Below are 23,941 nucleotides of genomic sequence, written 5' to 3'. Positions count from 1 at the left end.
GTAGCGCAGGGGCAGCCGTTTGGGTGTGGTCAGTGGTTTACAGTCCTGTATGACAACATGGTGACAACAATTTGGGAACGACTCGTTTCGAGGCGTTCTCTCATGTACCGCATGGTCCATCGCATTAGCTGTTCCTAATGAATCGGCTGATTGGGCCCGCCAGCTTTGCCAGATAGATCAGGTGCGCGGCAACAGTGAGAAGGATCCACCAAGTGGGCCAGCCCATCGGATTGTGCGGGATCATGGCGAGATGGCCAGCCAGGACGAAGCCCACCATGGCGGCCAACGTCCAAAGAACGATATGGACTCCCAGGGTTCCTTCCGTAAGCCAGCCTCTCATCGTCGTAAAAACCACCATCACGTATCCGCCTGCCGCGAGCAGAGGCATGCCGCAGACCACGGCTGCCAACAGCAGCATGAGCAGAAACACGAGTGGCCGATCCCACCATCCGCTGGGGATGATCTCATTCAGCCGCGCATTGATGCCCGCAAGCCATTGGCCGACCGCCGTGAGCTGCTTCCCGCGCATATGAAGCCAGTCGAACAATGAGTCGGCGAAGGTTTGCCAGCGGCCTTGCATGACGACAGCGAGCATCGGCACCATGGACGAGCACACGCCCAGGCACAAGGCAAAGAGGATGCGCCTGTCACGCTCACGCTGCCTGTCGCTGCTCTCCTTAAGACATCGACGCATCCGCTCCGATTCCCGTTCGACTTGTTCGGCGATGTCCTCACGTATCCGCTTCCGCTCGTTTTTAAGACGTTCGCGTTCATCCCGAACTCTGGATTCGTCGGCTTCAAGAACCGCCTCGCGACGGAGAATGCGGTCACAACGTTTTTCCCTTTCTATGCACGCGCGTTCTCTCTTCCTGGTCTCTTTGAGCAATCTGGCCGTCTCGTTGACTTCGGAGAGTTGCTTCCTGAGCGTCTGATTCGCCGACAAGAGCCGCCGATTCGTTGATTGAAGCTCTTGATTCCGTGATGAGAGCGTCGAATTCTCGCTCCGAAGTTCCGCAACCTGCCGGTTGAGCCTCCGGCTCTCTTCCTCCGCCCGAATCGTATCGGCCTCCGACGCCGGCATGGTGTTCTCCGGCTCCATCGGCTGCATCCGATCGAACATCTGGGAGAACATGCCGCCCATCGGATCGGATTCCATTCCGCTGTTCATGTTCGTTGGCTGGTTCATCGTTCCGTTCCTTGCATATCCATTTGGGCAGTCCGACTCCGGAATTACGGGCGACTGATCTGATGGCGTCGAGTTGTCTCCGGCATTCAAGCAGCGTTCGCTCGCGACGTTCGATCTCCTCACGCGCTTCCACCACAAGATCGGGGTCATGGCTGTCGATCACGTCGTTCAGCGCGACGACCGCGGCACGTAGTTCGCCGTATGCCCAGTCGGCCTTGGCGTTTAAGTCACGCAGTCCCTTGGCCAGGCCGCCACCGTTCTCTCGCTGGAGTCTGCACGCCGCGTTCAACCCCTCGGCCATCGTCCTCAGCTCGTCGAGTTTCCTTGCCTGCACTTGGTAGTAGCGGTACTGCGCGGGACTCGCCGCATAACGTCTGGGCATCGTGGAATCGTCTCCTGCCAACGATTCGACGCGCTGCCTCGGGTGGCCGAACGCCTCCGACAGCGTGCCGGTGTCGAAACGGGCCGCGTACCTGTTCGACTGGTCCATGAGCATGCCGGTGAACGTTGCGGGCATGAGTAGATGCCATGTGCTGCCATCGCGGCGCAGCATGCTCACGGGCAGATTGACCTTCCTCCGCCGTTTGGTTCCGGGCAGCCACACGCTTACGAAACGATCGTTCACGGCGGCCACGAGACGGTTGTTGAACGTCAGATGCAGCATGCTTCCACCGTCCGAGAGCCGCATGCCGAGTGCGTCGAGCGAATACGCCGGGCCGAGACGCGCGCCACGGAATCTACGGCCCGTGGCCCTGTCCATGAAGGTCACGCCGCCACCGTGCAACGTCAATCCGACGCCGTGCGAGTCGAGCAGTTCGGCGAGCTCTCCGATGCTGTTCGCCCTGGCCGCATCGAGATCGATCAGGATGCGCAGCCGCTCTTTGACGCCCACGCCCCTCGCCGCCGCATACAGTTCGCCCATGTCCGCGCCCACGCCCGTGGACGCGATGACAGGGGACTCGACTCCGAACTGCCGACCGCTGCTCTGGTCGGGCGCATGCCGCATCGCTTTGAGCATCTCATCGTGTTCCACGGCGGTTTCGACCTTCGGGTTCTCCAATACGGCAAGGCCCTCACGACGGCATAGCTCGTCGCTGACCGCGCGCCACCGGTCGATGCTTCTGCGGGTCAGACGCATCTTCCTTCCCGTCCTCCGGTTCGCCGCGCAGATGACGATGTGGTTGTGCAGGTGATGCCGATCCATGTGCGTGGAGACCACATACTTGTAGTCGCCGCCCGTGATCGCCTCGGTCAGCATGACGCCCAGCTCATGCACCTGTTCCGCGCTCACATGCTCGTCGGGACTGAACGAATGCTTCAGATGCAGGGCGAGCACGCCATCCTTGCGCAGCCCATTCGCGCATCGTTCCAGATCCCGGATCATCGGTTCGGCGAGCGTGTTCGCGTCATGCCGCTCACTGCTGTAGCTCGCGTATACGAGCCTGCCGCCATCGTTCTTCTCGGGATTGATGACGTAACGAATCGTGTCCGGAAGATTCGTCTTGACCTTGTTCCCAAGTTTGACCACGGCCATCAGTACAGCCCCTGTACCGCATCTATCTCCGCTTTCTCGCGCTCCATCCCCGTCATCCTCTCATCGATCAAGGCGAGCAGATCATGCAGCTCACGCATCTGTTGCGGACTCACGGAGCCCGTCAGATTCGCGATCCTGGCGATCTGGTTCACGTTCACGCCGATGTGGTGGAGCTCGGCCTTGAACACCTCCGGATCGCTCGCCAGCGTCACCGAGACATTCATCAACGCTCCATGCATGAGGGTCTGACGGGCGAAATCACCCCACCGCCTATACACCGGAATGTTCCTTGCCCAACGCTCGTGGATCCTCCTCGCCTGTTCCCATTCCTCCGGCGTGAACATGATTTTCCTGCATATGCTGCGCCTGCGATTGTCACGCCAGCCCATAAGGAAACACCTCCCCACGGGAGCCGGAACGGTTCATTCCATAAGCCGCGTCAGCGGTCCGGAGGCCTTGCCGACCATGGGGTCCGGGTCTCCCGGCAAGCCGCCCCACGTCTGTGGAGCGAGCATGTGTGGCCACACATGCGTCGCTTGCTATCCCCGTATCCGTTCCAGGGATCTGGGATGGTTCCGCATGATGCGGCCGTGGGATTCCTTGAGGGATGATCGCGCTCATTGCTCCGCTCCTTACGTCATCAGCTTTAGCGGCAACAACCTGTTGCATATTCATCATCCATCAAGACAGCGGAGACCAGTTTGGACGTTGGACAAGCTGCTGGTTTAGACGGCAATCGGGGCTCCGCAGATTTTTCTGCGGAGCCCCGATTGCCAAAAGTATGGTCCCCGGTGTCCTCATTCCGTTTCGGCCCCTGGGACGGCCGTTCCCTCACATTCCGACGAAGCGATCGAAGTATTGGCGGAACCGTTCGACGACTCGGCTCTTCATCAGCTCGTACGCGTTGCTCGGCGCGAAGCGTGACACAGGGGGCAGCATCGACACTATTCTGGTGCCGTCCGTGTCGACATAGCCTTCCTTGAAGCAGTCGATGATGAACTGCTCGGCCAGTCCCGTCTTCAGGTGTTCCTCGCTGACAATGCGCTCGAATTCCTCCTGCTTCTTGCGGACGATGTATTCCTTCCAGTCGCGCTGCACGTCCGCGCCTGAGGACAGGGACTCGACGAACGAGTCGATGAGGTCCTTTTTGCTGCGCAGGTCGGGCGAAGACATGATGGTGCGGCTGATGTCCGCGAGGATCGACTTGTCCTCCATATGCCCATCATGGTATTTGGCTACGAGTTCGAGGATGTAGTCGATGTTCACTTCGATCTGTTTGACCAGTTCGGCTTCGAAGACGACGTCGTCGTTGATGATTTCCTTGTCGGCTTCCTCATGCGAACGCCGCTGTTGGTAGAGATCGATGTACATGCTCTGGTAGTCCTGCAGGTCGCGCAGGCTCAGCACATCTTCGTTGGAGAAATCGTCGAAGGCCTGCAGGATGTTGCGCAGCCGCAGGATTGAGCCGAACAGGGTAAGGAAATCCTTCTGCGCCTGTTCTCCGACGATTTCCTCGCCCAGGGGGAACCGCTTGAGCAGTTGCGAGATCTTCTCGTTGTATGCAGCGAGATATTCCGCATATGGTTTAAGCACCACCGTGCCCTTGGCGTCCTTGTCTCCGAACAGAGCCAAGGCGTCATCCACCTCCTGCCGCAGATCGCGGAAGCAGACGATGTTGCCGAAGGTCTTCACCGAGTTCAGGATGCGGTTGGTGCGGCTGAACGCCTGCATCAGGCCATGCTGCTTCAGGTTCTTGTCCACCCACAGGGTGTTGAGCGTCGTGGCGTCGAAGCCGGTGAGCAACATGTTCACCACGATGGCCATGTCCAGATCGCGGTTCTTGAGCCTGAGGCACAAATCCTTGTAGTAGTTTTCGAACTGGTCGGAGGCCGTGCTGAAGCTGCTGCCGAACATTCGGTTGTAATCGCAGATCGCGGCGCCGAGGAAATCCCGTGATGACTGGTCAAGGCCAGCGGTCTCGAAGTCCTCGTCATCAATGAAGCCCTGCTCGCCGGGGTCGGCCTCGTTCGGCGCGAAACTGTAGATCAAGGCGATTTTCAACGGTTCCCCACCGCGCTCGGCCTGCTGGCGCTGGAACTCGGCGTAATACTGCTTGGCCATGCCGATGGAATCAGCCGCGAACAGCGAATTGAAGCCGCGGACGCGCCGGTCCTTGAGTATGTAGCTGGATTGCCGCTTGGTTTTCTGGTCGAAATGGTCGAGCACATACGACGTGACCGCGCTCACGCGCCGCGGGTCGCTCAGCGCCTTGGCCGCGTCGATGCCGTACACCTGTTCGTCCCTGATGCCTTCCTTACGGCGCACCGTGTCCACGTATCCGATACGGAACGGCAGCACGTTGCCGTCCTTGATCGCGTCCACCACCGTGTATGAGTGCAGGCAGTCGCCGAACGCCTGTCCGGTGGTGCGCAGATTGGGGGAGCCTCCGGTTTTCGCGTTCACGGCGAAGATGGGCGTGCCGGTGAATCCGAACAGATGATAGTTCTTGGAATGCTTGGTGATGGCGGTATGCATCTCTCCGAACTGGCTGCGATGGCATTCGTCGAAAATCAGCACCACATGCTGCGCGTAGACATCGTGCTTGGGATTGCTGCGGATGAATGAGGAAAGCTTCTGAATCGTGGTGACGATGATTTTCGCGTCGGGGCTGGCAAGCTGCTCGGCAAGCACCTTGGTGCTTTTGTTGGAGTTGACCGCGCCCTTTTTGAAACGTTCGTATTCCTTGATGGTCTGGTAGTCGAGGTCCTTGCGGTCCACGACGAACAGCACCTTGTCTACGCCATCCATGTTGCTGGCGAGCTGCGCCGTCTTGAAACTGGTCAGCGTCTTGCCGCTGCCTGTGGTATGCCACACGTATCCGCCCGCCTCGGGCGTGCCGAGTCTCTTCGGATCGTATTCGCTGATGAGAATGCGGTTGAGGATGCGTTCGGTGGCCGCGATCTGGTATGGGCGCATCACCAGCAGGTCATGCTCGGCGGTGAACACGCAATATCGTGTCAGGATATTGAGCAGTGTATGCCGGGCGAGGAAGGTCCTGGCGAAACCCGTCAGGTCGGCGATGACATGGTTGCGCCCGTCGGCCCACCAGCTGGTGAACTCGAAACTGTCGGAGCTCTTCTGCGAACGGCCGGCTGCGGGACGGCCTTCCATTTCATGGATGTGCTTGAAGCGCGTGGTGTTGCTGTAGTACTTGGTGTGCGTGCCGTTCGAGATGATGAAGATCTGGGCGTACTCATAGAGTCCCGATCCGGCCCAGAAGCTGTCACGCTGGTAACGGTTGATCTGGTTGAACGCCTCCTTGATCGCCACGCCCCGTCGCTTTAGCTCGATCTGCACCAACGGCAGGCCGTTGACCAAAATCGTCACATCATACCGGGTCGGGTGGCTGCCTCCCTCCTCCTCGAACTGGTGAAGCACCTGGAGGCGGTTGCTGTGAACATGCACTTTGTCGATGAGACGAATGTTCTTCGTCGTGCCATCATCACGGTTCAGAATCTGGATGTTGTCTTCCTGGATCAGCCGGGTCTTGTCCTCGATGCCCGCCGTCGAAGAGGCGATGACCTCGTGGAAGAAATGCGACCACTCATTGTCGGTGAACCGGACATCGTTCAGCTTCTCAAGCTGGGTGCGCAGGTTTGCGATAAGCTCGAGTTCCGTATGCGCGGAAAGTCGTTCATAGCCCTGGGATTCGAGGATTCGCAGCAGCCCCTCCTCCAGATCCGCTTCGCTCTGGTATGCGGTCTCACGACCGTGGTCAGGCTCGTATTCGGCCACCACGGTGCTTTCCGCGCCCTCGGCCACGAGCTTGTACGACTTGCCGCCATCCGGCAGATCCATATCCGACCGCTCCGTCATCATGGGCTCCTTCTTCATCCGTATTTATCCGCCATCCTACTCAAAGGAATTCGGATTCCGCAGCGCATATGGGATTCCTGGATCCTGCGGCTTATTCCCAATGCAGGGCCGTCCTGATTCCAGAGGCGTATGCCTCATTCGAGTCGAGGAAGCGACGAATCACCATGGCGTAGCCATCGTCGCCCTCGATATTCCGCACAAGATACATGAGCGCAAGCAGCGACGACGCCACGGATTTCTCGCCGTATTCGAAATCAGCGAACGCGGTTTTCATGTCACGCGTCATAGGCGACGGGATGACCATCTCCCGATGCCACAGTCTGGCATGATGCGAGCACAGATTGCGCAGATAAACCATGGCATGCACGACCTCCGAGGAAGTCCGCAGATTGGTGCGTAATCCGACTGATCTGTACAATTCCCTGAGCGCCTTGGCATCCGTGTGCAGGGAAAGCATTCGGGAAAGCGTATCGAACGGGAACGTCTCGACGGCCGCCCACACGGGCACCGGTCCGCCTTTGCGCCGGTAATGCCGCATGCATACCTCGTTGGACATCTTCATCCATTTGTCCATGTTGCGCAGCAGATTGTCACGCAACAGTTCGCCGCGTTTGCTGCGCACATCCTGATAGGATTCGGGATCCATATACGTGTAGGCGTTGCCGTCTGACGCCAGCAGGTATGCGATTCTCGAACGCAGGGTGAGTTCCACTTTCGCGGTGCCTTTGAGGATGATGTTGCGCAGCTTCTCGTCCATCGCATAGGGAACAAGGAAATCAACGTCCCGAGTGCCCGGCCTGTACCTGTTGTCGCCGGCCGCTGGGTTGACTTGAAAGGAACGGAAGTATCCCGAGAGACGGTAATAGTTGCAGTCGAAGAGCACCTGCCGCAGCTCTGCTTCATCCGTGATCACCAGGCCTCGCTCCGACATCAGGGCGATCATCTGGTCGATGGTCTTCGCGGGCTTGGATTCCGCCCCGATATGAGAAGAGCCCCCTGGTTTGAGCACTGTGAGTAGGCTTAGGGAGCTGCTGTTATCTGCCATGTTAGTCGTGTCCTCACATTTTGAAAAGTCTGCGGCGCGTCCCAACCATGCTATGCATCCCTATGGTCCGGCACCTGACCATACATCAACTCGACCGTTCCCACGATGAAACGTCACACGGCAAGTTCGTCGAATGACAGCAGGCGGTCCCGGTAATACTCGTACTGCTTGCGACGGGCCTCGATCTCGGCGGGCAGGCCGGAACTTAGGTCATTGGTGAGCTTGTCAAAACGATCCAGGATGGAGACAATTCGGCGTTGCTCTTCAAGCGGCGGCAAACTAATGGGATACGACTTCACCTTCTTAGCATTAATATTCGATTGTGAGCCCTCACCCAATGCCTTTAGATGTTCATACTCATTGGAAAGCCAGTGGAACACATATCGGACATCAGCTTTGGTCTCGTCAATCTGCAAGTTACAACATGCTTGATTGGTTGTTAGGGGAATGCTGTTCACTGCTACCTTTGCTGCCGTTGCCCCATACATTGCCACAATCACACAATTGGCCGGTATCCACTGGGCAGCCGAATTTCTCAATCCTTCATCTGAAATGGTGGCTGAAGTTTGATTAATAACATTGAAATCAATATCCTGAGTCCTCAACCATGGGACATTCCCATCATAGTAATCATGACGCTTTGATGATGGCGTTCCTCCTGAACAGATTCGGATGCAGATATCCTGAATACAAACGGTTACGACTCTCTCGAATGTGAGGAGTTCATTGCGATAATAGGCATACTGCTTCCTCCGCGCCTCCAGCTCCGCCTCCAGCTCCGCCTCCAGCTCCGCCTCCAGCGAGCTAAACGAATCCAAAATCCGAACGATCTCCTCCTGCACCGGCAATGGAGGAACGGGAACATGGATTTTGGCCATTGCATCGCCATTTACACGTAGCACTTTTGTACCAGTTATATATTTCTTTTTCTGTGACTGGAACAGCTCCGATTGGAAGCAATAAGATATATATTTTGGATTTTGATGATGCCGGAAAATATAGGCGTCACCGCTAATAGCAATCGGCTCTTCGCCTAGCCATGCGCATGCCTTACAAACATCTTCTTCGTTTTCACTTGTCGTAGCTATAACCAGATCGCCTTTATATGCTTTCTTTCGTTTTTCAGCCAAGTTTGGGTCAATGAACGACTTCGTATGATCAGCAAATAAGCCATAATAGGTATAAATCTGTCCATAATGGATGCACCCGAATCCAGAATCTCGAAAATCCCTCTTCTGAATGCCATTACCTCGAATAAACTCACCTATTTCGCCCAACGTTTGGTGTTTCACCCCATCAGGACAATATTCCGCAATCAAATCGTCAATCCTGCTCATGCTCATGCTCCCGATACTGGCTGAAGGATAGTTCCATGTACTGTTTCCTCATTCTGTATTCCGAGGACTCTGGGTACGTTAAGTCCTTGCCTATACGCGCAATAGGACTGAAATAGCATCCGTATGCTTCCAGTACTGGCAAATAGTCAGATGACACGGCGCAAGCAACAGAATTTCGGTTCCTTCCGCCATTCAGCGATAATCGGACTTCGCGAAGTGCTAACTTATTGAATCCTTTTTCATAAAAAAGGTAATTCTCCCCACCGGCGCGGGCATGGGACTTATAGACAAGACAATCAGGATCCTGGGCCTTGATCATCCTAAGCAATTCCAATTCAGTCTTGTTTAGCGGCGCAGCGTTATCGACCTTGTCGATTATCGCTTGTATCTCGAAATCACGAGCATCCACAAGAACCAGTGGTTCTTGATCCATCAAGGTAGGCCATGTGCTGGTCGCATCATCGTACGCTTTGAACAGAATCACATCAGACGAAGCGCCATGTTTTCTAATTTCAGCTTTTGCCGTTTCCGCACTGCTCGACCAATAAGACAAGCGCTGATTGCCGAATACGCTACTATAGCGCCCGCCGGAAGGCAATCTCAGATTCCCCGCATGCAATTCGCTAACTGTTTTCCCGTACATCGAGTGACTGAATTCAACGCAGCGATAGAAGTCGAACTCTCGACTGCATGCCACAGGGATTTCGGGAAGATACTGTGTCCTACCAAAATAGCCCTGTGCCTGAAACGCTTCAACCATTTCAGCTCTCCAAATCCGCGACGATGGCGTCGATCTGAGTGCGGAGTTCGCTCTCTCGTGCCACGATGTCGGAGATCTGCCGGTTGAGTGCGGCGATGTCGATCTTCTCTCTCGTGTCTTTGGGTTGTACGTAACTGCTGACCGACAACACGTAATCGTTCTTACGGATGTCCTCAAGCGAGGCGACGGCGGAGAAATGCTCAACCGGTTCGCGTTTCACATAAGCATCCATGATTGCGGCGATGTCGTCGGGTGAAAGCTGGTTTTGGTTGCCGACGTGTACAAACCGTTCCGACGCGTCGATGAACAGCACGCTGTCGTCGTTCTTCGATTTCTTGAGCACGATGATGCAGGTGGCGATGGAGGTGCCGAAGAACAGGTTCGGCGGCAGCTGGATCACCGCGTCGATGAAGTTGCCCTCCAGCAGGTATTTGCGGATTTTCTGCTCCTTGCCGCCGCGGTAGAGCACGCCGGGAAACTCGACGATGGCCGCGGTACCGTCGGCCGCCAGCCAGGAGAGCATGTGCATGGTGAACGCCAGATCGGCCTTCGACTTCGGCGCAAGCACGCCAGCCGGGGCAAATCGCGGATCGTTGATCAGTGTGGGGTTGTCGTCGCCCTCCCACTTGGTGGAGTAGGGCGGGTTGGACACGATCACCTCGAACGGTTCGTCGTCCCAGTGCTGGGGATTGATCAGCGTGTCGCCGTAGGCAATGTTGAAATGGTCGTAGTTCACATCGTGCAGGAACATGTTGATGCGGCACAGGTTGTACGTGGTCAGGTTCTTCTCCTGGCCGAAAAACCCTTGCCGGACCTTATCCTTGCCCAGCACCTTGATGGATTGCAGCAGCAGGGAACCGGAACCGCACGCCGGGTCGTAGACCTTGTTCACTTCGCTCTTGCCATGGGTGGCGATTCTGGTCAGCAGCTCGCTGACCTCCTGCGGCGTGAAGAACTCGCCACCGGACTTGCCGGCGTTCGCCGCGTACATGGTCATCAGATACTCATACGCATCACCGAACGCATCAATTGTGTTGTCCGCGAAGCTCTCCGTGCCCAGGTCCAGATCGCCGATGGCGTTGAGCACCTTCACCAGCTTGGTGTTGCGATCCACCACGGTGTCGCCGAGCTTGCGGCTGTTCAGGTCCAAATCGTCGAACAGGCCGCGCAGACTGGATTCCGAACGCGAGCCGATGGCTGAGCCCTCGATGTTCTTGAACACTCGTTGCAGCGTCTCGTTCAGGTTCTCGTCCGCATCGGCACATCTGCGCACGTTGGCGAACAAGTCGGACGGGAGGATGAAATAGCCCTTCTCCTCCACCATCGACTTACGTACCTGCTCGGCCGTGGCATCGTCCAGCTTGGCGTAGTCAAAATCCACATCGCCGGCCTGGTGCTCGTACTCGTTCAGGTATGAGGTGATGTCCTCGGAGATGAACCGGTAGAACAGGAATCCCAACACATACTGTTTGAAATCCCAGCCGTCCACTGAGCCGCGCAGCACATTGGCGATACTCCAAATCGTTTTGTGCAACTCCGCGCGCTGCGCTCCGCTATTCATCATGCCATACCTTCTTCAGAACCGTAGATATAGCCTTCAACAATACCAAGTACGCAGATTCACACACCAGTAGAAGCAGACGACACCCACACTGTGCGTCATGCTGAGGGTCATGGCTTTCCCATGTTCCAGTTTCGATAGCCGGGGTTTAATCGTCGGTCAGAATTGGTCTATTCCCAAAAACCTACCAACCTACCGACCTACCTGGTGGAATCACTGGGATTTGGTCGCCTACTGAGCTCGCCTACCGACCTACCTTGGATTCCCGTAGGTAGGTCGGTAGGCTCGGGTCGGTAGGTCGCGGAAAACCTTACGGCAGTAGTGAGTAGGCGGGTAGGTCGGTAGGTCGCTCACGCAAGCGAATACCAGTGGCCGCCCTTCATGCCCTTCCTGTGTTTGATCTTTCCTGAAGCCATCAGGTTCTCCAGAGCGGCATCCAGACTGGCTTTCTGTCTTTTGGACAGGGAACGGGTCAATTCCCCTTTGGACACGGATGGCTTCGGCGAGTTGGACAGCACCTCCATGATGCGCTCCTCGGTGGCGAGCTGGGAACGCATATCGACCTGTTCGCGGACCAGCTCGTCCTCCTCTTTATAGTCCGCGCGTCGTTTGAGGTTCTCATTCCTATACTCTTGCAGGTTTTCCTCGTAGCATCGACGCGAGTAACGCATCATCATGCCCGCGAGTTCCCAGTCCTCCTGCATGATTTCGGATGACAGCGGGTCTTCAAGCAAGCGGAAGGCCGCCGACAGTTTGGCACGCAGGAACATGCCGTGGGCCCGGCGCGGATCGCCGCCATGCTCCCTGTTGACCCGTATTTTGTCGGCTCTCATTTCGGCTATCGCTATCGGCGGCAGACGCATGGGGCGCTTCTCCAGATGGCTGGAATCCGGCGTGGAGTCATTGGCCTTTGCATAGCTGCCGCACTCGTAGAGCCGGTTCATCTGCTCGATGGGATAGTCAACGGGCAGCAGACCGGTGTCGTAGGGAAATCTCGTCAACGATGACAGCGCGACCGGATCCTCGTCAAGGGCGCGGACATTGAGCCTGTCGCTGTACGCGGAGACGTACAGGAACCGCTGCTGGAATCCCACACCGACGCCAACCTCGAACATGCCCATCATCGACGGCTGGGCGGAAATCACCACAGCCGTTCTATACCCGTGTTCCGGAATGGTCACGGACAGCTCCTTGTTCTTGGTGTAGTCGCCGATCTGCTGGCCGGAGAACAGCGACAGCACCTCCGCCTGGAGGTTGCTTTCCTTCGCGCTTGACAGCGCCTTGAAATTGGACGCCTCGGAATACCTGATCATCGCGCGAGGAGTCTTGCATTCCAGTCTGAATCTGCCGTCGTCCTGCACACGCTGGCCGAATAACGCGCTGATGGCCTGCCCGCTGGCCACGCTGGTCACTGGGGCGTCACGAATGTCCGGCACCAGTGCCTTCGCTGCGCCAAAGGCCGCATCCTTGCCCGAGCCCGGATTACCAAGAATCACCACGCCGAAATTCAACGATCCGTAATCCGCGCCAATGGTGGGTGGCAGCACCACATGGGGCGGCGTCGCCACGATGATGCGGCAGAGCGTCACGGCGAGCACCGCGTAGGGGGAAACGAACCTGCTGACCGCATAATCTTTGATCTGTTGCAGGCTCTCCCTCGAATTCCAGAATTCGTCGTCAGGAAATGACGCGTTGTCATCGGATTCCGGATTGTACGGGATGTTTCCCGCGGTTCTTGCTATGCCGTCCCCGATGAATTCGCCCCTCTCCGGGCGCGCATCGCTATAATGAAGCATTGTAAGGGTCCTTTTTATCTCGCGCCGGTTTGCAAACAGCAGCGCGCATGAACATGGATTCTTTGAGGTCGTGTCAATTCCCGTTGACGTGACCTCACGTTTTCCAAGTACGGATACTTAGCCTTCAATGAGTTTTTTGAGGGACGCGTAGGAGACAAGATATACTCGCCCGACCTTGCGGGCTTTGATCTTTCCCTGATAAATGAGGTTGTAGACAGTTTTGGAGTCTTTGAAGCCTAGAAGACGGGTGGCCTCGGCAATAGTCACGGAGATAGGTTCCAAATTCCAAGGAGCGACCGTTGCTGACATGATAATCTTCCTTCCTGCAAGGCAGACCTTGCCATGGGTAATTGCTTTAACGTCATGCAGACGACAATCGGAATGATCGTGGAATTAACTGTAGCACTACTAGAAGGGACATGTTGGCCCGTATAAACAGTGGGAATTACCGTGGCGTCGTCACCTTGCAGTCTCGAAAACTGGCGGAAAATAAGGCTTTTCTCGCATTCTGCACAGAATCTCGTATCCTCCGCTAGCAGGGCTTTCGAAGAAATTCGAAAGCCCTTTTCTTTTGCCGAAAACAGTTTCCTTTCAACGATTCCGAACGGCTTGGACTGTCGGAATAGTTTCCTTGTAGTGTCTTCAGAGGGTGTTCGGCCCGACGATATCGGTGGCACGTTACGTGGTGCATCCGGTAGGCCAAATCGGTGTACCACTCTATGTCTGAAGGGAGCCACTCATGACATTCGATGATCGATCGGCGTGTCATATGAGAACGTCTCCGTCGATTCCGACGGTGTTTACACTTTTACATTTTCCTACACAAGAAAACATAGAAAGTATGGGAGATATAGGTAATCGTGACACCTCTTGTCGGCGTGAAGGTATGGAAAAGCGCAAATTTCCTTCTGGCGGGCTTTGAGCGGCGAACAGAGTGGTACACTCATTCTGGGAATTGGTAGAAAGCCTTGCCGTTGCTGGGTTTGTGGGTTTCGGTATATAGAGTCTCCATGATGTGCGCAGACCTCATGATGCGACGGGCTCGCCTGTTCGGGCCGCTGCTCGCCTCCGGCTGCGAGGTGCTGATCTCGGGGAAGGGGACGCGCCGCGTGCGATTGTTCGACGGTGAGCGGGCCTTGGTCGGGAACGCCACGGCCAAACGAAGAAGGGAATTCACGGAGACGCGTCTTTTGGCCCACGAGGCCTTACGACGTATCGGCCATGACGGGCCCATACTCAAAGGTTCGGATGGTGAACCGCTCTGGCCGTCCGGCATCGTGGGATCGCTGTCGCATTGTCCGTCGCTGTGCGTCGCCGCCGTGGCGTCGGCGGAAAGAATCCGTGCCGTGGGAGTGGACGTGGACGATTCGGACGGATTGTCCGACGGGATCATGCGGTTCGTGTTCTCTTCCGAAGAGCTCGCATCATTGCGTATGGTCTCCTCGGTGGAACGTAGGGCGGCCTTCTGCGCGAAGGAGGCCGCCTCGAAGGCGTTGTCCGCATTGGACGGGACGGGGACTTCCGTAAGGTATCCGTGAGCCTGAAGGCGGATGGAACGTTCGCCGCTGTGAGACGGGATGTGGCGTTGCGCGGCCAATGGCGATTCTACGATCGGCTGGTATCCGCGATGGTCGCCGTTCCCTCGGAGACCGTCTGAGGGGTGCGGACCCCTCGAATGAGCAGCCGGAGCAGAAAGGAATAGGCCGCATCGTCATCGTCGACGGGCGTATCATGTTCGGGTCGTGTCTCGAATTGGACGAATCCGTGCACGGCGGACCATATGGACCATGCGATGAGGTGCGGGTCATCCCTCCGGATCTTTCCCGCGGCCTGCCCGTAGCGCACCAGCTCGGTCATGGCGGCGAGGCATGCCTCCGAAGCCTCGCCCGCATGCCATCGCCACAACAGGGCGTAGATGCCGGGCGACGCCTTGGCGTGCCCGCGGTATACGACTCCCGCATCGTAGAGTCTTTGCAGGGGATCCTCGGTGGTGACGCGCAGGAGCTTCTCCCGTAACGTCTGGAAACTGTCGTCGATGAGAGCGTCGATGACGGCCTGCTTGTCGCCGATATGCCGGTAGATGCTCGCGGGGGACACATCCGCCTTTTCCGAGAGAAGCCGGATGGTGAAGGCGTCATAGCCGTCCTCTTCGATGATTCGTTTCGAGGCGTCGAGTATGAGGCCCCTGATCTCGGTGGTGGGCGTCCGCTGGCTTTTTGTCGTTTTCCGAATAGTCCTCATATGCTTCTCCGCATCATCCCGCCGTTACGGATGAAAAACGCCATCCGGCCCATAGGTCCCTGCACCGTCCCATGATGGGTGGGGTCGAAGGTCCAGCCACGCTCTTGGACCGCGCCTCGATGGGTGTGATGGCTAGTCCCACCGCATTGAGATTGCCACCGAGCCAAGACATGTCGGGGAACGCTGGCCGGCGCGGGCGTGCCGTCCTCCCGCCGCGTGCCATGCCGGGGCATCGCGCATATGATGCCGTCGGCGTGTGGGACGGCGGCACCGTGGCATCGTCCCGCACGCACGTCAGGCATGCCCGTCGGCTACCGGTGGTGCCGCAGGGCGTCCTTCAGAATGCGGAGCTCCCGCATGGATTGGCTACAATGTGTTAGACAGTTCGATGGGGGTCGATTGACATGAGGTTGGAGGCCGACGATGGCCGACCCGAGGCATCCCCGCCACTACGAGGAGTCGTTCAAGCGGCGGATCGTGCGGCTTTACGAGAACGGCAAGCCGGCGCGCGAGATCAAGGACGAGTACGACATCTCGCGTTCCACGCTGCACCGTTGGGTCCAGGGCATCCGCGACAGCGGCTCCGCGAAAGCCGCCGACAACCGCACCCCTGAGCGGAACGAGCCGGTCGAGCTGCGCAAGCGCAACGGACAGTTGGAGATGGAGGTGGACGTTTCAGAACAGGCGGCGCCGGTATTCGCACGAAGGTAGCAGTGATACGGGCCGACGCCTCCCGCTGTCCGATATCGGCGCAGTGCAGGATGCCGGGCGTTCCCCGCTCCGCCTGCTACTGGATGATCGAACATCCCGAAGCCGGGCGGGTGGACCCGATCGCCGGCGACGTGCGCGCGGTCCGGCGCGACGGCCATGAGCGCTGCGGCGCCGGGAAGATCAAGGCCGCGCTGGAGCGGAGGGGCGTCACCGCCTCCGGAAGGCGCATCGTCAACATCATGAAACGGCGGGGCATGGCGGGCGCGTACGCGCGCAGAACGTCCGAACCGCACAGGACGCGGGCCGACGAGGCCGGGCTCGCGAACATCCTCGACCGCGAGTTCGACGGCTACGGGCCGCGCGCCCACCTGGCCGGTGACCTGACGTACGTGCGCGTCGGCGGCGAGTGGGCGTACGCGTGCCCGCTCATCGGCCTGGCGAACAGGGGCATCGCCGGCCACGGCGCCGACACGGGCCGCGCCGCCGGCCTGGTCATGGCCGCGTTCGCCACGCTCGGCTTCCCCCTGACCGAGGTGGAGGTGTTCCGCACGGACCGGGGCGGCGGGTTCGACAACGCCGTGGTCGAATCCACCAACAGGCTCCTGAAGAAGGAGCTCATATACCGGAACCACTACACCAGCCTGGAACAACTACGCTCCGACCCCGACGACTATGTGTGGTGGTCCGACAACCAGAGACTCCACTCCACCCTCGCATACCGGAGCCCCAACGAATTCACACAACAAGGACTCGTCCTCTAAGAAACCGTCCAACACACCGTTGCCAATCCACCTGCCGGGCTTCGGGGAAGCCGGACAGGCAGCCGTGGAACATGCCGACGCTCTGGCTGCCGTGACCGGGGAAGCATGCCGCGATGTCACCGATGGGGTTGCGTGTGTCCTCCGCTATCGCGCCGGCCGTCAGGAGACGGTCCGTCATATCCGTGTCCTTGATCCGTGGGATCCGTCCGTCGTCTTTCATGATGGATGTTCCTTTCTATTGGGGGAGATTGCCTGAATCGTGTTTGGGAAGTGTGATCCAGCAGAGCAGCGCAAACGCCAATGCGAGGGCGCAGGCGATCCAGCATGCCGCATGCGTGGCGCTCATGAAACTGGTCGAGACGGACTGCTCCACGGTCTGTCGGATGCCTGCCGGCAGGTGCGGAAGGATCGATTTCGCGGCCATCACCGAATCCTCCGCGGCTTTCGCGATGGAAGACGGGATCTGCAGTCCGGACAACGAGTCCGAGAGCTCGTCGGGGTAGACGGAGGAGATCGCGGACCCCATGACGGCGACGCCCAGCGTGCCGCCGATCTCACGGATCGTGTCGTTGACAGCCGATGCGGTGCCGGTCGAGCTTTCCGGAACGGTGCTCATCAGGGCGTCCGTGGCGGGCCCTTGGATCAGGGCGATGCCGGCCGCCATCAGGGCCATGGTGGGTACGACCACGAACCAGTAGCTGCAATGGGCGTCGACACGCGTGACCACGAACATGCTCGCCGACAGGAACAGCAGTCCCGTCGAGACGACCGACCGGTATCCGAAACGTTTCGCCAATTGCGTGGCGAACGGGGCGACCGCCGCCATGACCACCGCGAAGGGCAGCGTCGCGACCGCCGTCTGCAATGCGGTGTATCCACGCAATGCCTGGAACCATTGGGTGGTGATGAAGATGAAGCCGAACAGGCAGAAGAACGCGACGCAGATCGCGCAGGTGCTGCTCGTGAACGTGGCCCTTCGGAACAGGCCGACATCGATGAGCGGGGCGTGCGTATGCCCCTCGACCGCCGCGAACACCGCAAGTATGATCAGGGCCGCGCAGATGCCGCCTATGACCTGCCAGGAGAGCCAGCCGTAAGTCGGGCGTTCGATGATCGCCCACACCAGCAGGCCCACGCCGGCCACCGATAACACGGTGCCGGGGAAATCGAACCTCTCGGAACGGTACGCCCGTACCTCGGGCACCGCCACCGCGATGCAGGCCAGCGCCACCACGCCGATGACGGAGCACACCCAGAAAATGGAATTCCACGCATAGTGCTCCAGCAGGACGCCGCCGATGATCGGGCCCAGGGCGATGCCGACCCCTGATGTCGCCGCCCACAGGCCAACGGCCAGGCTACGGTACCTGGAGCCTTCGAAGATGACGATGATTGACGACAGCGTCGCCGGATAGATCAGCGCGGCGCAGACCCCCAACACCACGCGCAGCGTCACCAGCTGCCACAGGGCCCAGGAGAAGGCCGTAGCTGCGGAGACCACGGCGAATCCCGCCAATCCGACGAGCAGCATCCGTCTTCTTCCCCATCGGTCGCTGAGTTTGCCGGCGGGCAGGAGCAGCGCCGCGAAGGACAGCGTGTAGGCGTCCACCACCCACTGCAGGTCCGTGGACGAGGCGTTCAACGCGTCGCTCATCGTGGGAATCGCGACGTTGACGATGGTGTTGTCCATCACGACCAGCAGCACCGCCAGACACAGGGCGGTGAGGGCCAGCCCCCTGTTCCCGGACCGTGCGTGTCTCCGGACCGGCATGGGGGTGGGAATCAACGAACGTTCAGATTGCATATCAATGTTCTCCTACTGTGTAACAATGTTATCTACAAATGAAACAATACTCCTCTCCGCGGGGGGGGATCGCCACCATCCGTCAGCGAGGCATGGAAGCGCTCCGCGTGCGGACGGACCCACCGTCGGCGCCATGAACCATGCCGCCGCCCGTGGCGCGGGAACGGGAAGGCCATGCGGCGTCGCCCGGGGTCCGCAAACCCCATGGCATGTTCCGGGCCCGGGAATGCCACGGCCGATGGGTCATCCAAAATCAGCGCCGTCCGCTTCCGGGCGGAGAGTTCGTGCGGTCGCTTTGATGACACGGCCGCCGTCCCGTCGGGACGTTCGGCATCACCCGATTACCGGTCCAACCCTCACGGCGGGACCATGACCCGTCGAACTTCAATGAGGAAAGCGCCGGCCGACCCTTTGCCGGAAAACGCGAACCGTCGGCATGCCCCGCTGAAGCGACGCCGACGATGGTTTCGGATGGTGGGCGGCCCCGATCGCCCGATCCTTCTCGATCCGCCGCCCGGCGATCGCCGAACGCCCGTGGCGGCTCACGATGGTTGCAGGCCCATGCCCATCCAAGGCGTTGGCCGCATCCTGCAAAAACCGGGTCCATCGTACGCCCGAACATGCGAATCTCCGTACGCCGGCGTGGATATCCCGCATAGGCGGGATATCCGTCGGGGAGATTCCACTGACAGCGTGACCAGTCACTCATGCGCCGGCGGGAGACGCTACCATGAAGACGCGAATCATGTGAATCATCACGCAAGGGAGCATGACGTGAACTATCTGGAACATCGCCGACAGCACAAGGACGCGCTATGGGAACAGCTACGGGAACCACATCAAGCCCCGCATAGGGAGCATACCGATAAAGCGGCTGACGGCATCGCAGATACAGGCCACGTTCGAATCGTACATAATTCCTGAAGCGGAATAGCCACATCGCACACTAGTTTTCTCTGAATTCCGATATTCTTTCTCTGAATTCAGAGATAAATCTCGGAATTCAGAGAAAACCGTTCAAGAATGATCTGCGTATCTCATTCAACGTACTGCCGCATACCGCACGTTGCGTCCACTGCCGACCTTCTTAGCGCGTCCTTCAAGGACTAGTTTTCGCAATTGGTAGTACGCCTGATTCTCCTCAAGATGCAGCAATTCCATCACATCGTTTTTGCTCACTGATTTCTGTTCATGCATTAACTCGATGATCAGTTCGGGATACCGCACCCTATCGATGTCTGATTGGCGAACGTATTCCATCGCCCTACCGCTGCGCCGATACACTTTCGCACCCAACATATACGTGCGGCGAGCTCCAACGCCAGCGCTTTCAACAAGCCCCGCCTCCGTCAGCTGCCCCAGTACGGTGCGCAGACGCTGGTCACTCATGTCCAGAGAGCCCGACAACACATCAAAGCCACAACGACGTTCACTCTTGAGCTTGTCCAAAATAAGCAGACCATCGAGAGACATGGACTTGCCGCTGCGCTCACGTTCCTCGGCCAGCAGTTCCACAAACGCCTTGTCGGGCACACTACGAGGCAACAGCACCGACACTCCACGCCTGTTGGACCTCGAATAATCAGGCAGAGGACGGCCATAGTTCAAAGCACCCTCGAATATACGGTCGATGCCGCGCCCCGTACGTTCGGCGAGACCGGTTCTCTTCAACGCATCCATCAGGCATGGATTGCGGCCACGCGGCTCCGCAGTAAGCAAGTTATGGACGTTGATACCTTCCACGAATCCACCGGGATTAGCAATGGTTAAGCCGGCATCATCCACCAATACCCGCACACGACCAAGAAGCGAATAGTCCCTGTGGCCGAATGCGTTGACCAAAGCCTCTCGGAAAGCCCTTTCGTCAAATTCGGGAACCACCGAAGAAAACAGACCCACGGTCAGCTCCGTGCCTGGATTCCAGGGCTTGAACGACTCGGCTATCTGTTCTATGGTTTTGAGCAACGGGCCACGGTAGGTCTGATTCACCTTGATGTCGGTACCCACAAGAACCTGAAAAGCCGCCTCATTCGTCGGCACAAGCCTCTGCAGCGCTTCTTCGTTGCCGATAAGCAGCAACCCTGCCAAAGTCGGCGTCAGCTCACCATTGACCGACACAACAAGGCGCAGCGATTTCTCCAAGTCCGCATCCGAAAGCTCCAAAAGATTCCGGTCACTGGATTGATAGGAAGCGATGATTTTGCGCAGGCGGTCACGCTCCAATGGATCGAGATCATCCCGGGTGGACTCCATCACCGGCTGAGCGGAATAGTCAAGTCTGCCCAGATCCGAAAGACGGGTGGCAATCTCATACGGATACATGGGCACACTTTCTGGCGTACCATCCATTGTTCGCCGCTCGAAACAGCAACAGCCCTGTTCATCGCCGAACACGCGCCCACCGGAGAGGAGCGACCGGCAACCATACTTCAACGGGTCAACCAATCCTATTTCCGCAATTCACTATTGCAGAACTACCACGGCACATGCTGCATAACCGGCATGCAGATTCCCAAACTACTGATCGCCAGTCACATCAAACCTTGGAAGGCATCGACGCCCAACGAGAAAACCGCCGCATCGAATGGGCTGTTGCTCAACGCCTTCCATGATCGGGCCTTCGACCAAGGCCTCATCTCCATCGATGACGACTACCGCATCATGGTCAACCATGACAAGGTGCGGCACTCCGACATCAACGACAGATGGCTCTATGACTTCGATGGACATGAGATCTCATTGCCGGCAATCAGCCAACCTTCGCATGAGTTCATCGAGTATCACCACAAGCACATCTTCCTCGCCAACGCCGCATAACAACACCGGGGAGGACCCCCTCCCCGGCCCACTCCTCGCTGCACCAGAGTATCGGCCAAATTCCTTCCCCATCATTTTCCCAAACCAGCAAGACACAACCTCAGGCTGCCCTGCTACACCAACTATCCGTTTCGGCCCGTCGCGGCACGCCGAAGGAGCGGCGACTTAAGCGGCCAGGCACTTAAGCGGCAGTCCAAAAACGTTGAAATAGAGCCGGAAACAGCCAGTCGCCACCGGAATCTCTGTAGGGGGGCGCGGACCGTTTCCCAAAACCATCCGCGCCCCCATTCCCTTGTTTCGCCGCAATTGACTACAGCGACGGGTTCGGGCGTTTCACCACGAGAACGCCATTGCGATGCACCGTATACGCACCGCCGTCACTGCCCCGTTCCGCCCGGAACAGGACGATCGGCTCCCCGGCGATGCCACGCAGTTCGACATCCGATCTGCCACGTGTCAGGTAGAAGTCGAATATGGCGTCGTCGGATTGACGCACGGTGTGCAGAACATCAGGGGTCGCGCCGACGACTTGCGGCTGACGGCTGGATTGCGACTGACTGTTGACCTGCGGCTGACGGGAGGATTGCGGCTGCACGGCAAGCCAGCCGCTCACGAATCGCGTCAGGTCGCTCACGCCCAGATCACAGCCGAGGAAATACGCCTCCCCCGCGCCGTATGCGTTGCGGGTGAGCGCGGCCGTGCCATCAAGCTCCCACTCATCCGCTTCTTCGCCGGCATATGTGGCAAGCACCTGCACATGCGGTCCGGCGACGGTCACGTCGTTCTGCCACAGGCGGGTCACGGCACCGTCCATCGTGGATGAATCCCTGGTGCCCGTCAGCCGAATCTCGTTCGGCTCGCCTTCCGCCCCAGCACCGAGAATGTTGAATTCCTCACCACGAACGCCCAGCATCGAGCGCAACAGCCCATCGCCCGCACCGGGATACCCGCCGAGCCACGTGTGGAAGCGCTCGTCGAGCAGACCGGTCGCGTAATCGACCACCACACGGCCTCCGGCCTGTACGAAACCGGCCAACCGCCGCGTATCGGCGTCGCTCAGTATCAGTACGGTCGGCAGCACGATGGTCTTATAGGAACTCCAGTCGTAGGCGAGCGGCACGATGTCGGCGCGTGCACCAGCGTTCAGGAACGCACGGTACCAGTCACGCACATCATGCCAATGGCTGAGTTTCATGCTCGGCAATGTCTCGGATCGGGTGGCCCACTCCGATTCGGCGCTGAAGAGGATCGCCGTGTCCGATGCCGCCAATCCGCTGCCTTGAACACCGGCGTCGGCGAGCGCCCGCAACGTCGCGCCCAATTCGCACACCTGACGGAACAGTTTCGTGTCCTCGCCGGCGTGCGGGACCATAGCGGAATGGAACGCTTCGGCGCCGAACGCGGATGCGCGCCACTGGAAGAAGTTGATGGCGTCTGCGCCCATGGCCACGTGGGCCAGGGAGTCGCGCACCGTCTCCCCTTTACATTTGCGGGTGTTCAGCGGTTTCCACTGCACCGCTGAGGTGGAATGTTCCATGACGTACCACGGTTTGCCGAGCGCCAGCGAATCCACGAGCGCGTCGGAGCAGGCCAGCTCGTCGAGATGGGATTCGCCTTCGTGGAAGTAGTGGTCGTTCGATACGAAGTCCACTTCCTCCGCCCACGCGGCGTAGTCCATACAGCACTGGTCGGTGGAGATCATGAAGTTCGTGGTGAAGGGTCTGTCGGGGCAGATTTCGGCGATCGCGTCACGTTCGGCTTTGTAGAAGTCGAGCAGCATGTCATTGCCGAACCGTTCAAAATCAAGCTTCTGGCCGGGGTTGACCATGGAATCGGCACCCATGAACCGCGGGATGAGCACTTCGCCGAAACCGGTCATCTCCTGTCCCCAGAACGTGGTGCCCCACGCCTGGTTAAGTGCGTCGATGGTGCCGTACTTGCGGCGGCACCATGCGCGGAAGGCTTCGAGCGCATTGTCGGAGTAGTCGTCGCGATTGTTCCACCCATACTCGTTTCCCATATGCCATGCCGTCACATATGGGTTGGCGCCGTAGCGTTCGGCGAGTTTGCGGCATAGGGTTAGCGCGTATTCCTTGAACACCGGGCTGGTCGGGCTCCAGGACTGGCGGGAGCCGGCGTTGACCGGATGACCGTACTTGTCTCGCGGAAGGACTTCGGGATGGTTTTCGTAGAGCCACAGGGGTGCGGTCGCCGTCGCGGATGCCAAATCAACCGCGATGCCAGCCTTGCCGAGCTTGTCGATGATGCGATCGAGCCAGCCAAAATCCCAATGGTCTTCGGTGGGTTGGAGGCGGTCCCAGCTGAAGATGGCAAGGGCCACGGTGTTGACACCGGCCTGGGTCATCAGGCGGATGTCGTCGTCCCAGACGTCCTCCGGCCATTGGTCGGGATTGTAGTCGCCGCCGAAGGCGATGCCGCGTCCGTCCGCGGTCAGCAGTTTCGGCCATGCAAAGTCACGTCGCGCGCGCACGGTTTCCTCCCTTGGCGATTG

At 58.6% G+C, this 23,941-nt stretch carries 20 protein-coding genes; 5 read left to right on the top strand and 15 right to left on the bottom strand.

Features of this window, described 5'->3' with window-relative positions; all coding sequences use genetic code 11:
• Positions 1-124 precede the first annotated feature (124 nt).
• The 10 genes from BBBF_RS00930 to BBBF_RS00885 all read right to left on the bottom strand — a co-directional run bounded on the left by BBBF_RS00930 (position 125) and on the right by BBBF_RS00885 (position 13,404).
• Positions 125-886 (bottom strand): hypothetical protein, encoded by a 762-nt coding sequence (locus BBBF_RS00930; protein WP_161388809.1) that lies wholly within the window; start codon positions 884-886, stop codon positions 125-127.
• Positions 828-2,720 carry a relaxase/mobilization nuclease domain-containing protein gene (locus BBBF_RS00925; protein WP_013389442.1) on the bottom strand — a complete coding sequence of 631 codons (1,893 nt, stop codon included), beginning with the start codon at positions 2,718-2,720 and terminating at the stop codon, positions 828-830. The genes BBBF_RS00930 and BBBF_RS00925 overlap by 59 nt, the downstream gene beginning before the upstream one ends.
• Positions 2,720-3,064, bottom strand: coding sequence for a plasmid mobilization relaxosome protein MobC (gene mobC / locus BBBF_RS00920; protein ID WP_021975234.1), 345 nt, complete (start codon positions 3,062-3,064; stop codon positions 2,720-2,722). The genes BBBF_RS00925 and mobC overlap by 1 nt, the downstream gene beginning before the upstream one ends.
• A gap of 487 nt (positions 3,065-3,551) precedes the next feature.
• Entirely contained in the window at positions 3,552-6,596 is a 3,045-nt protein-coding gene (locus BBBF_RS00915) for a type I restriction endonuclease subunit R (protein ID WP_033510149.1), read from the bottom strand.
• Between the two features lie 91 nt (positions 6,597-6,687).
• Positions 6,688-7,641, bottom strand: a complete 954-nt coding sequence (locus BBBF_RS00910) for an Abi family protein (RefSeq protein ID WP_013389439.1) — start codon at positions 7,639-7,641, stop codon at positions 6,688-6,690.
• A 113-nt stretch (positions 7,642-7,754) separates the two neighbouring features.
• Positions 7,755-8,978, bottom strand: coding sequence for a restriction endonuclease subunit S (locus tag BBBF_RS00905; protein WP_033510151.1), 1,224 nt, complete (start codon positions 8,976-8,978; stop codon positions 7,755-7,757).
• Positions 8,965-9,738 (bottom strand): hypothetical protein, encoded by a 774-nt coding sequence (locus tag BBBF_RS00900; protein WP_047289824.1) that lies wholly within the window; start codon positions 9,736-9,738, stop codon positions 8,965-8,967. The genes BBBF_RS00905 and BBBF_RS00900 overlap by 14 nt, the downstream gene beginning before the upstream one ends.
• Position 9,739: 1 nt before the next feature.
• Entirely contained in the window at positions 9,740-11,302 is a 1,563-nt protein-coding gene (locus BBBF_RS00895) for a type I restriction-modification system subunit M (RefSeq protein WP_021648117.1), read from the bottom strand.
• A gap of 347 nt (positions 11,303-11,649) precedes the next feature.
• Positions 11,650-13,095, bottom strand: a complete 1,446-nt coding sequence (locus tag BBBF_RS00890) for a hypothetical protein (RefSeq protein ID WP_013389436.1) — start codon at positions 13,093-13,095, stop codon at positions 11,650-11,652.
• Positions 13,096-13,212: 117 nt separating this feature from the next.
• A complete protein-coding gene (locus BBBF_RS00885) occupies positions 13,213-13,404 on the bottom strand; it encodes a helix-turn-helix domain-containing protein (RefSeq protein ID WP_021648118.1) in 192 nt (63 codons plus the stop codon).
• A 701-nt stretch (positions 13,405-14,105) separates the two neighbouring features.
• Here BBBF_RS00885 and BBBF_RS09210 point away from each other — a divergent pair.
• On the top strand, positions 14,106-14,633 hold the full coding sequence (locus BBBF_RS09210; RefSeq protein WP_021648120.1) for a 4'-phosphopantetheinyl transferase family protein: 528 nt from the start codon (positions 14,106-14,108) through the stop codon (positions 14,631-14,633).
• Between the two features lie 67 nt (positions 14,634-14,700).
• Here BBBF_RS09210 and BBBF_RS00875 read toward each other — a convergent pair whose 3' ends face one another.
• Positions 14,701-15,336, bottom strand: coding sequence for a TetR/AcrR family transcriptional regulator (locus BBBF_RS00875; RefSeq protein WP_003818508.1), 636 nt, complete (start codon positions 15,334-15,336; stop codon positions 14,701-14,703).
• Between the two features lie 423 nt (positions 15,337-15,759).
• Here BBBF_RS00875 and BBBF_RS10185 point away from each other — a divergent pair, with 423 nt between their 5' ends.
• Together BBBF_RS10185 and BBBF_RS09435 are read left to right on the top strand one after the other, a co-directional pair.
• Complete coding sequence (locus BBBF_RS10185) at positions 15,760-16,047, top strand: transposase (RefSeq protein WP_014759766.1); 288 nt, start codon at positions 15,760-15,762, stop codon at positions 16,045-16,047.
• Between the two features lie 50 nt (positions 16,048-16,097).
• Positions 16,098-16,808, top strand: a complete 711-nt coding sequence (locus BBBF_RS09435) for an IS3 family transposase (RefSeq protein ID WP_231855227.1) — start codon at positions 16,098-16,100, stop codon at positions 16,806-16,808.
• On the opposite strand, the gene BBBF_RS00860 is transcribed toward BBBF_RS09435, so the two are convergent.
• Together BBBF_RS00860 and BBBF_RS00855 are read right to left on the bottom strand one after the other, a co-directional pair.
• The gene (locus tag BBBF_RS00860) at positions 16,783-17,028 is read right to left on the bottom strand and encodes a hypothetical protein (RefSeq protein WP_013389432.1); all 246 of its coding nucleotides are present in this window, start codon (positions 17,026-17,028) and stop codon (positions 16,783-16,785) included. The two genes, BBBF_RS09435 and BBBF_RS00860, sit on opposite strands and share 26 nt — an antisense overlap.
• A gap of 15 nt (positions 17,029-17,043) precedes the next feature.
• The gene (locus tag BBBF_RS00855; protein WP_033510153.1) at positions 17,044-18,612 is read right to left on the bottom strand and encodes an MFS transporter; all 1,569 of its coding nucleotides are present in this window, start codon (positions 18,610-18,612) and stop codon (positions 17,044-17,046) included.
• Between the two features lie 781 nt (positions 18,613-19,393).
• Here BBBF_RS00855 and BBBF_RS10680 point away from each other — a divergent pair.
• Positions 19,394-19,546 (top strand): tyrosine-type recombinase/integrase, encoded by a 153-nt coding sequence (locus BBBF_RS10680; RefSeq protein ID WP_080545186.1) that lies wholly within the window; start codon positions 19,394-19,396, stop codon positions 19,544-19,546.
• Between the two features lie 107 nt (positions 19,547-19,653).
• On the opposite strand, the gene BBBF_RS00845 is transcribed toward BBBF_RS10680, so the two are convergent.
• The gene (locus BBBF_RS00845; RefSeq protein WP_003811560.1) at positions 19,654-21,057 is read right to left on the bottom strand and encodes an ATP-binding protein; all 1,404 of its coding nucleotides are present in this window, start codon (positions 21,055-21,057) and stop codon (positions 19,654-19,656) included.
• Positions 21,058-21,078: 21 nt separating this feature from the next.
• Here BBBF_RS00845 and BBBF_RS00840 point away from each other — a divergent pair, with 21 nt between their 5' ends.
• Positions 21,079-21,429 (top strand): HNH endonuclease, encoded by a 351-nt coding sequence (locus BBBF_RS00840; protein ID WP_256211256.1) that lies wholly within the window; start codon positions 21,079-21,081, stop codon positions 21,427-21,429.
• Positions 21,430-21,739: 310 nt separating this feature from the next.
• On the opposite strand, the gene BBBF_RS00835 is transcribed toward BBBF_RS00840, so the two are convergent.
• On the bottom strand, positions 21,740-23,920 hold the full coding sequence (locus BBBF_RS00835; RefSeq protein WP_013389427.1) for a beta-galactosidase: 2,181 nt from the start codon (positions 23,918-23,920) through the stop codon (positions 21,740-21,742).
• Positions 23,921-23,941 lie beyond the last annotated feature (21 nt).

Origin of the sequence: Bifidobacterium bifidum ATCC 29521 = JCM 1255 = DSM 20456 (assembly GCF_001025135.1) — a bacterium.
Classification (GTDB): domain Bacteria; phylum Actinomycetota; class Actinomycetes; order Actinomycetales; family Bifidobacteriaceae; genus Bifidobacterium; species Bifidobacterium bifidum.
The sequence above is the reverse complement of the archived record's forward strand: the minus strand, read 5'-3'. Positions and strand labels throughout refer to the sequence as shown.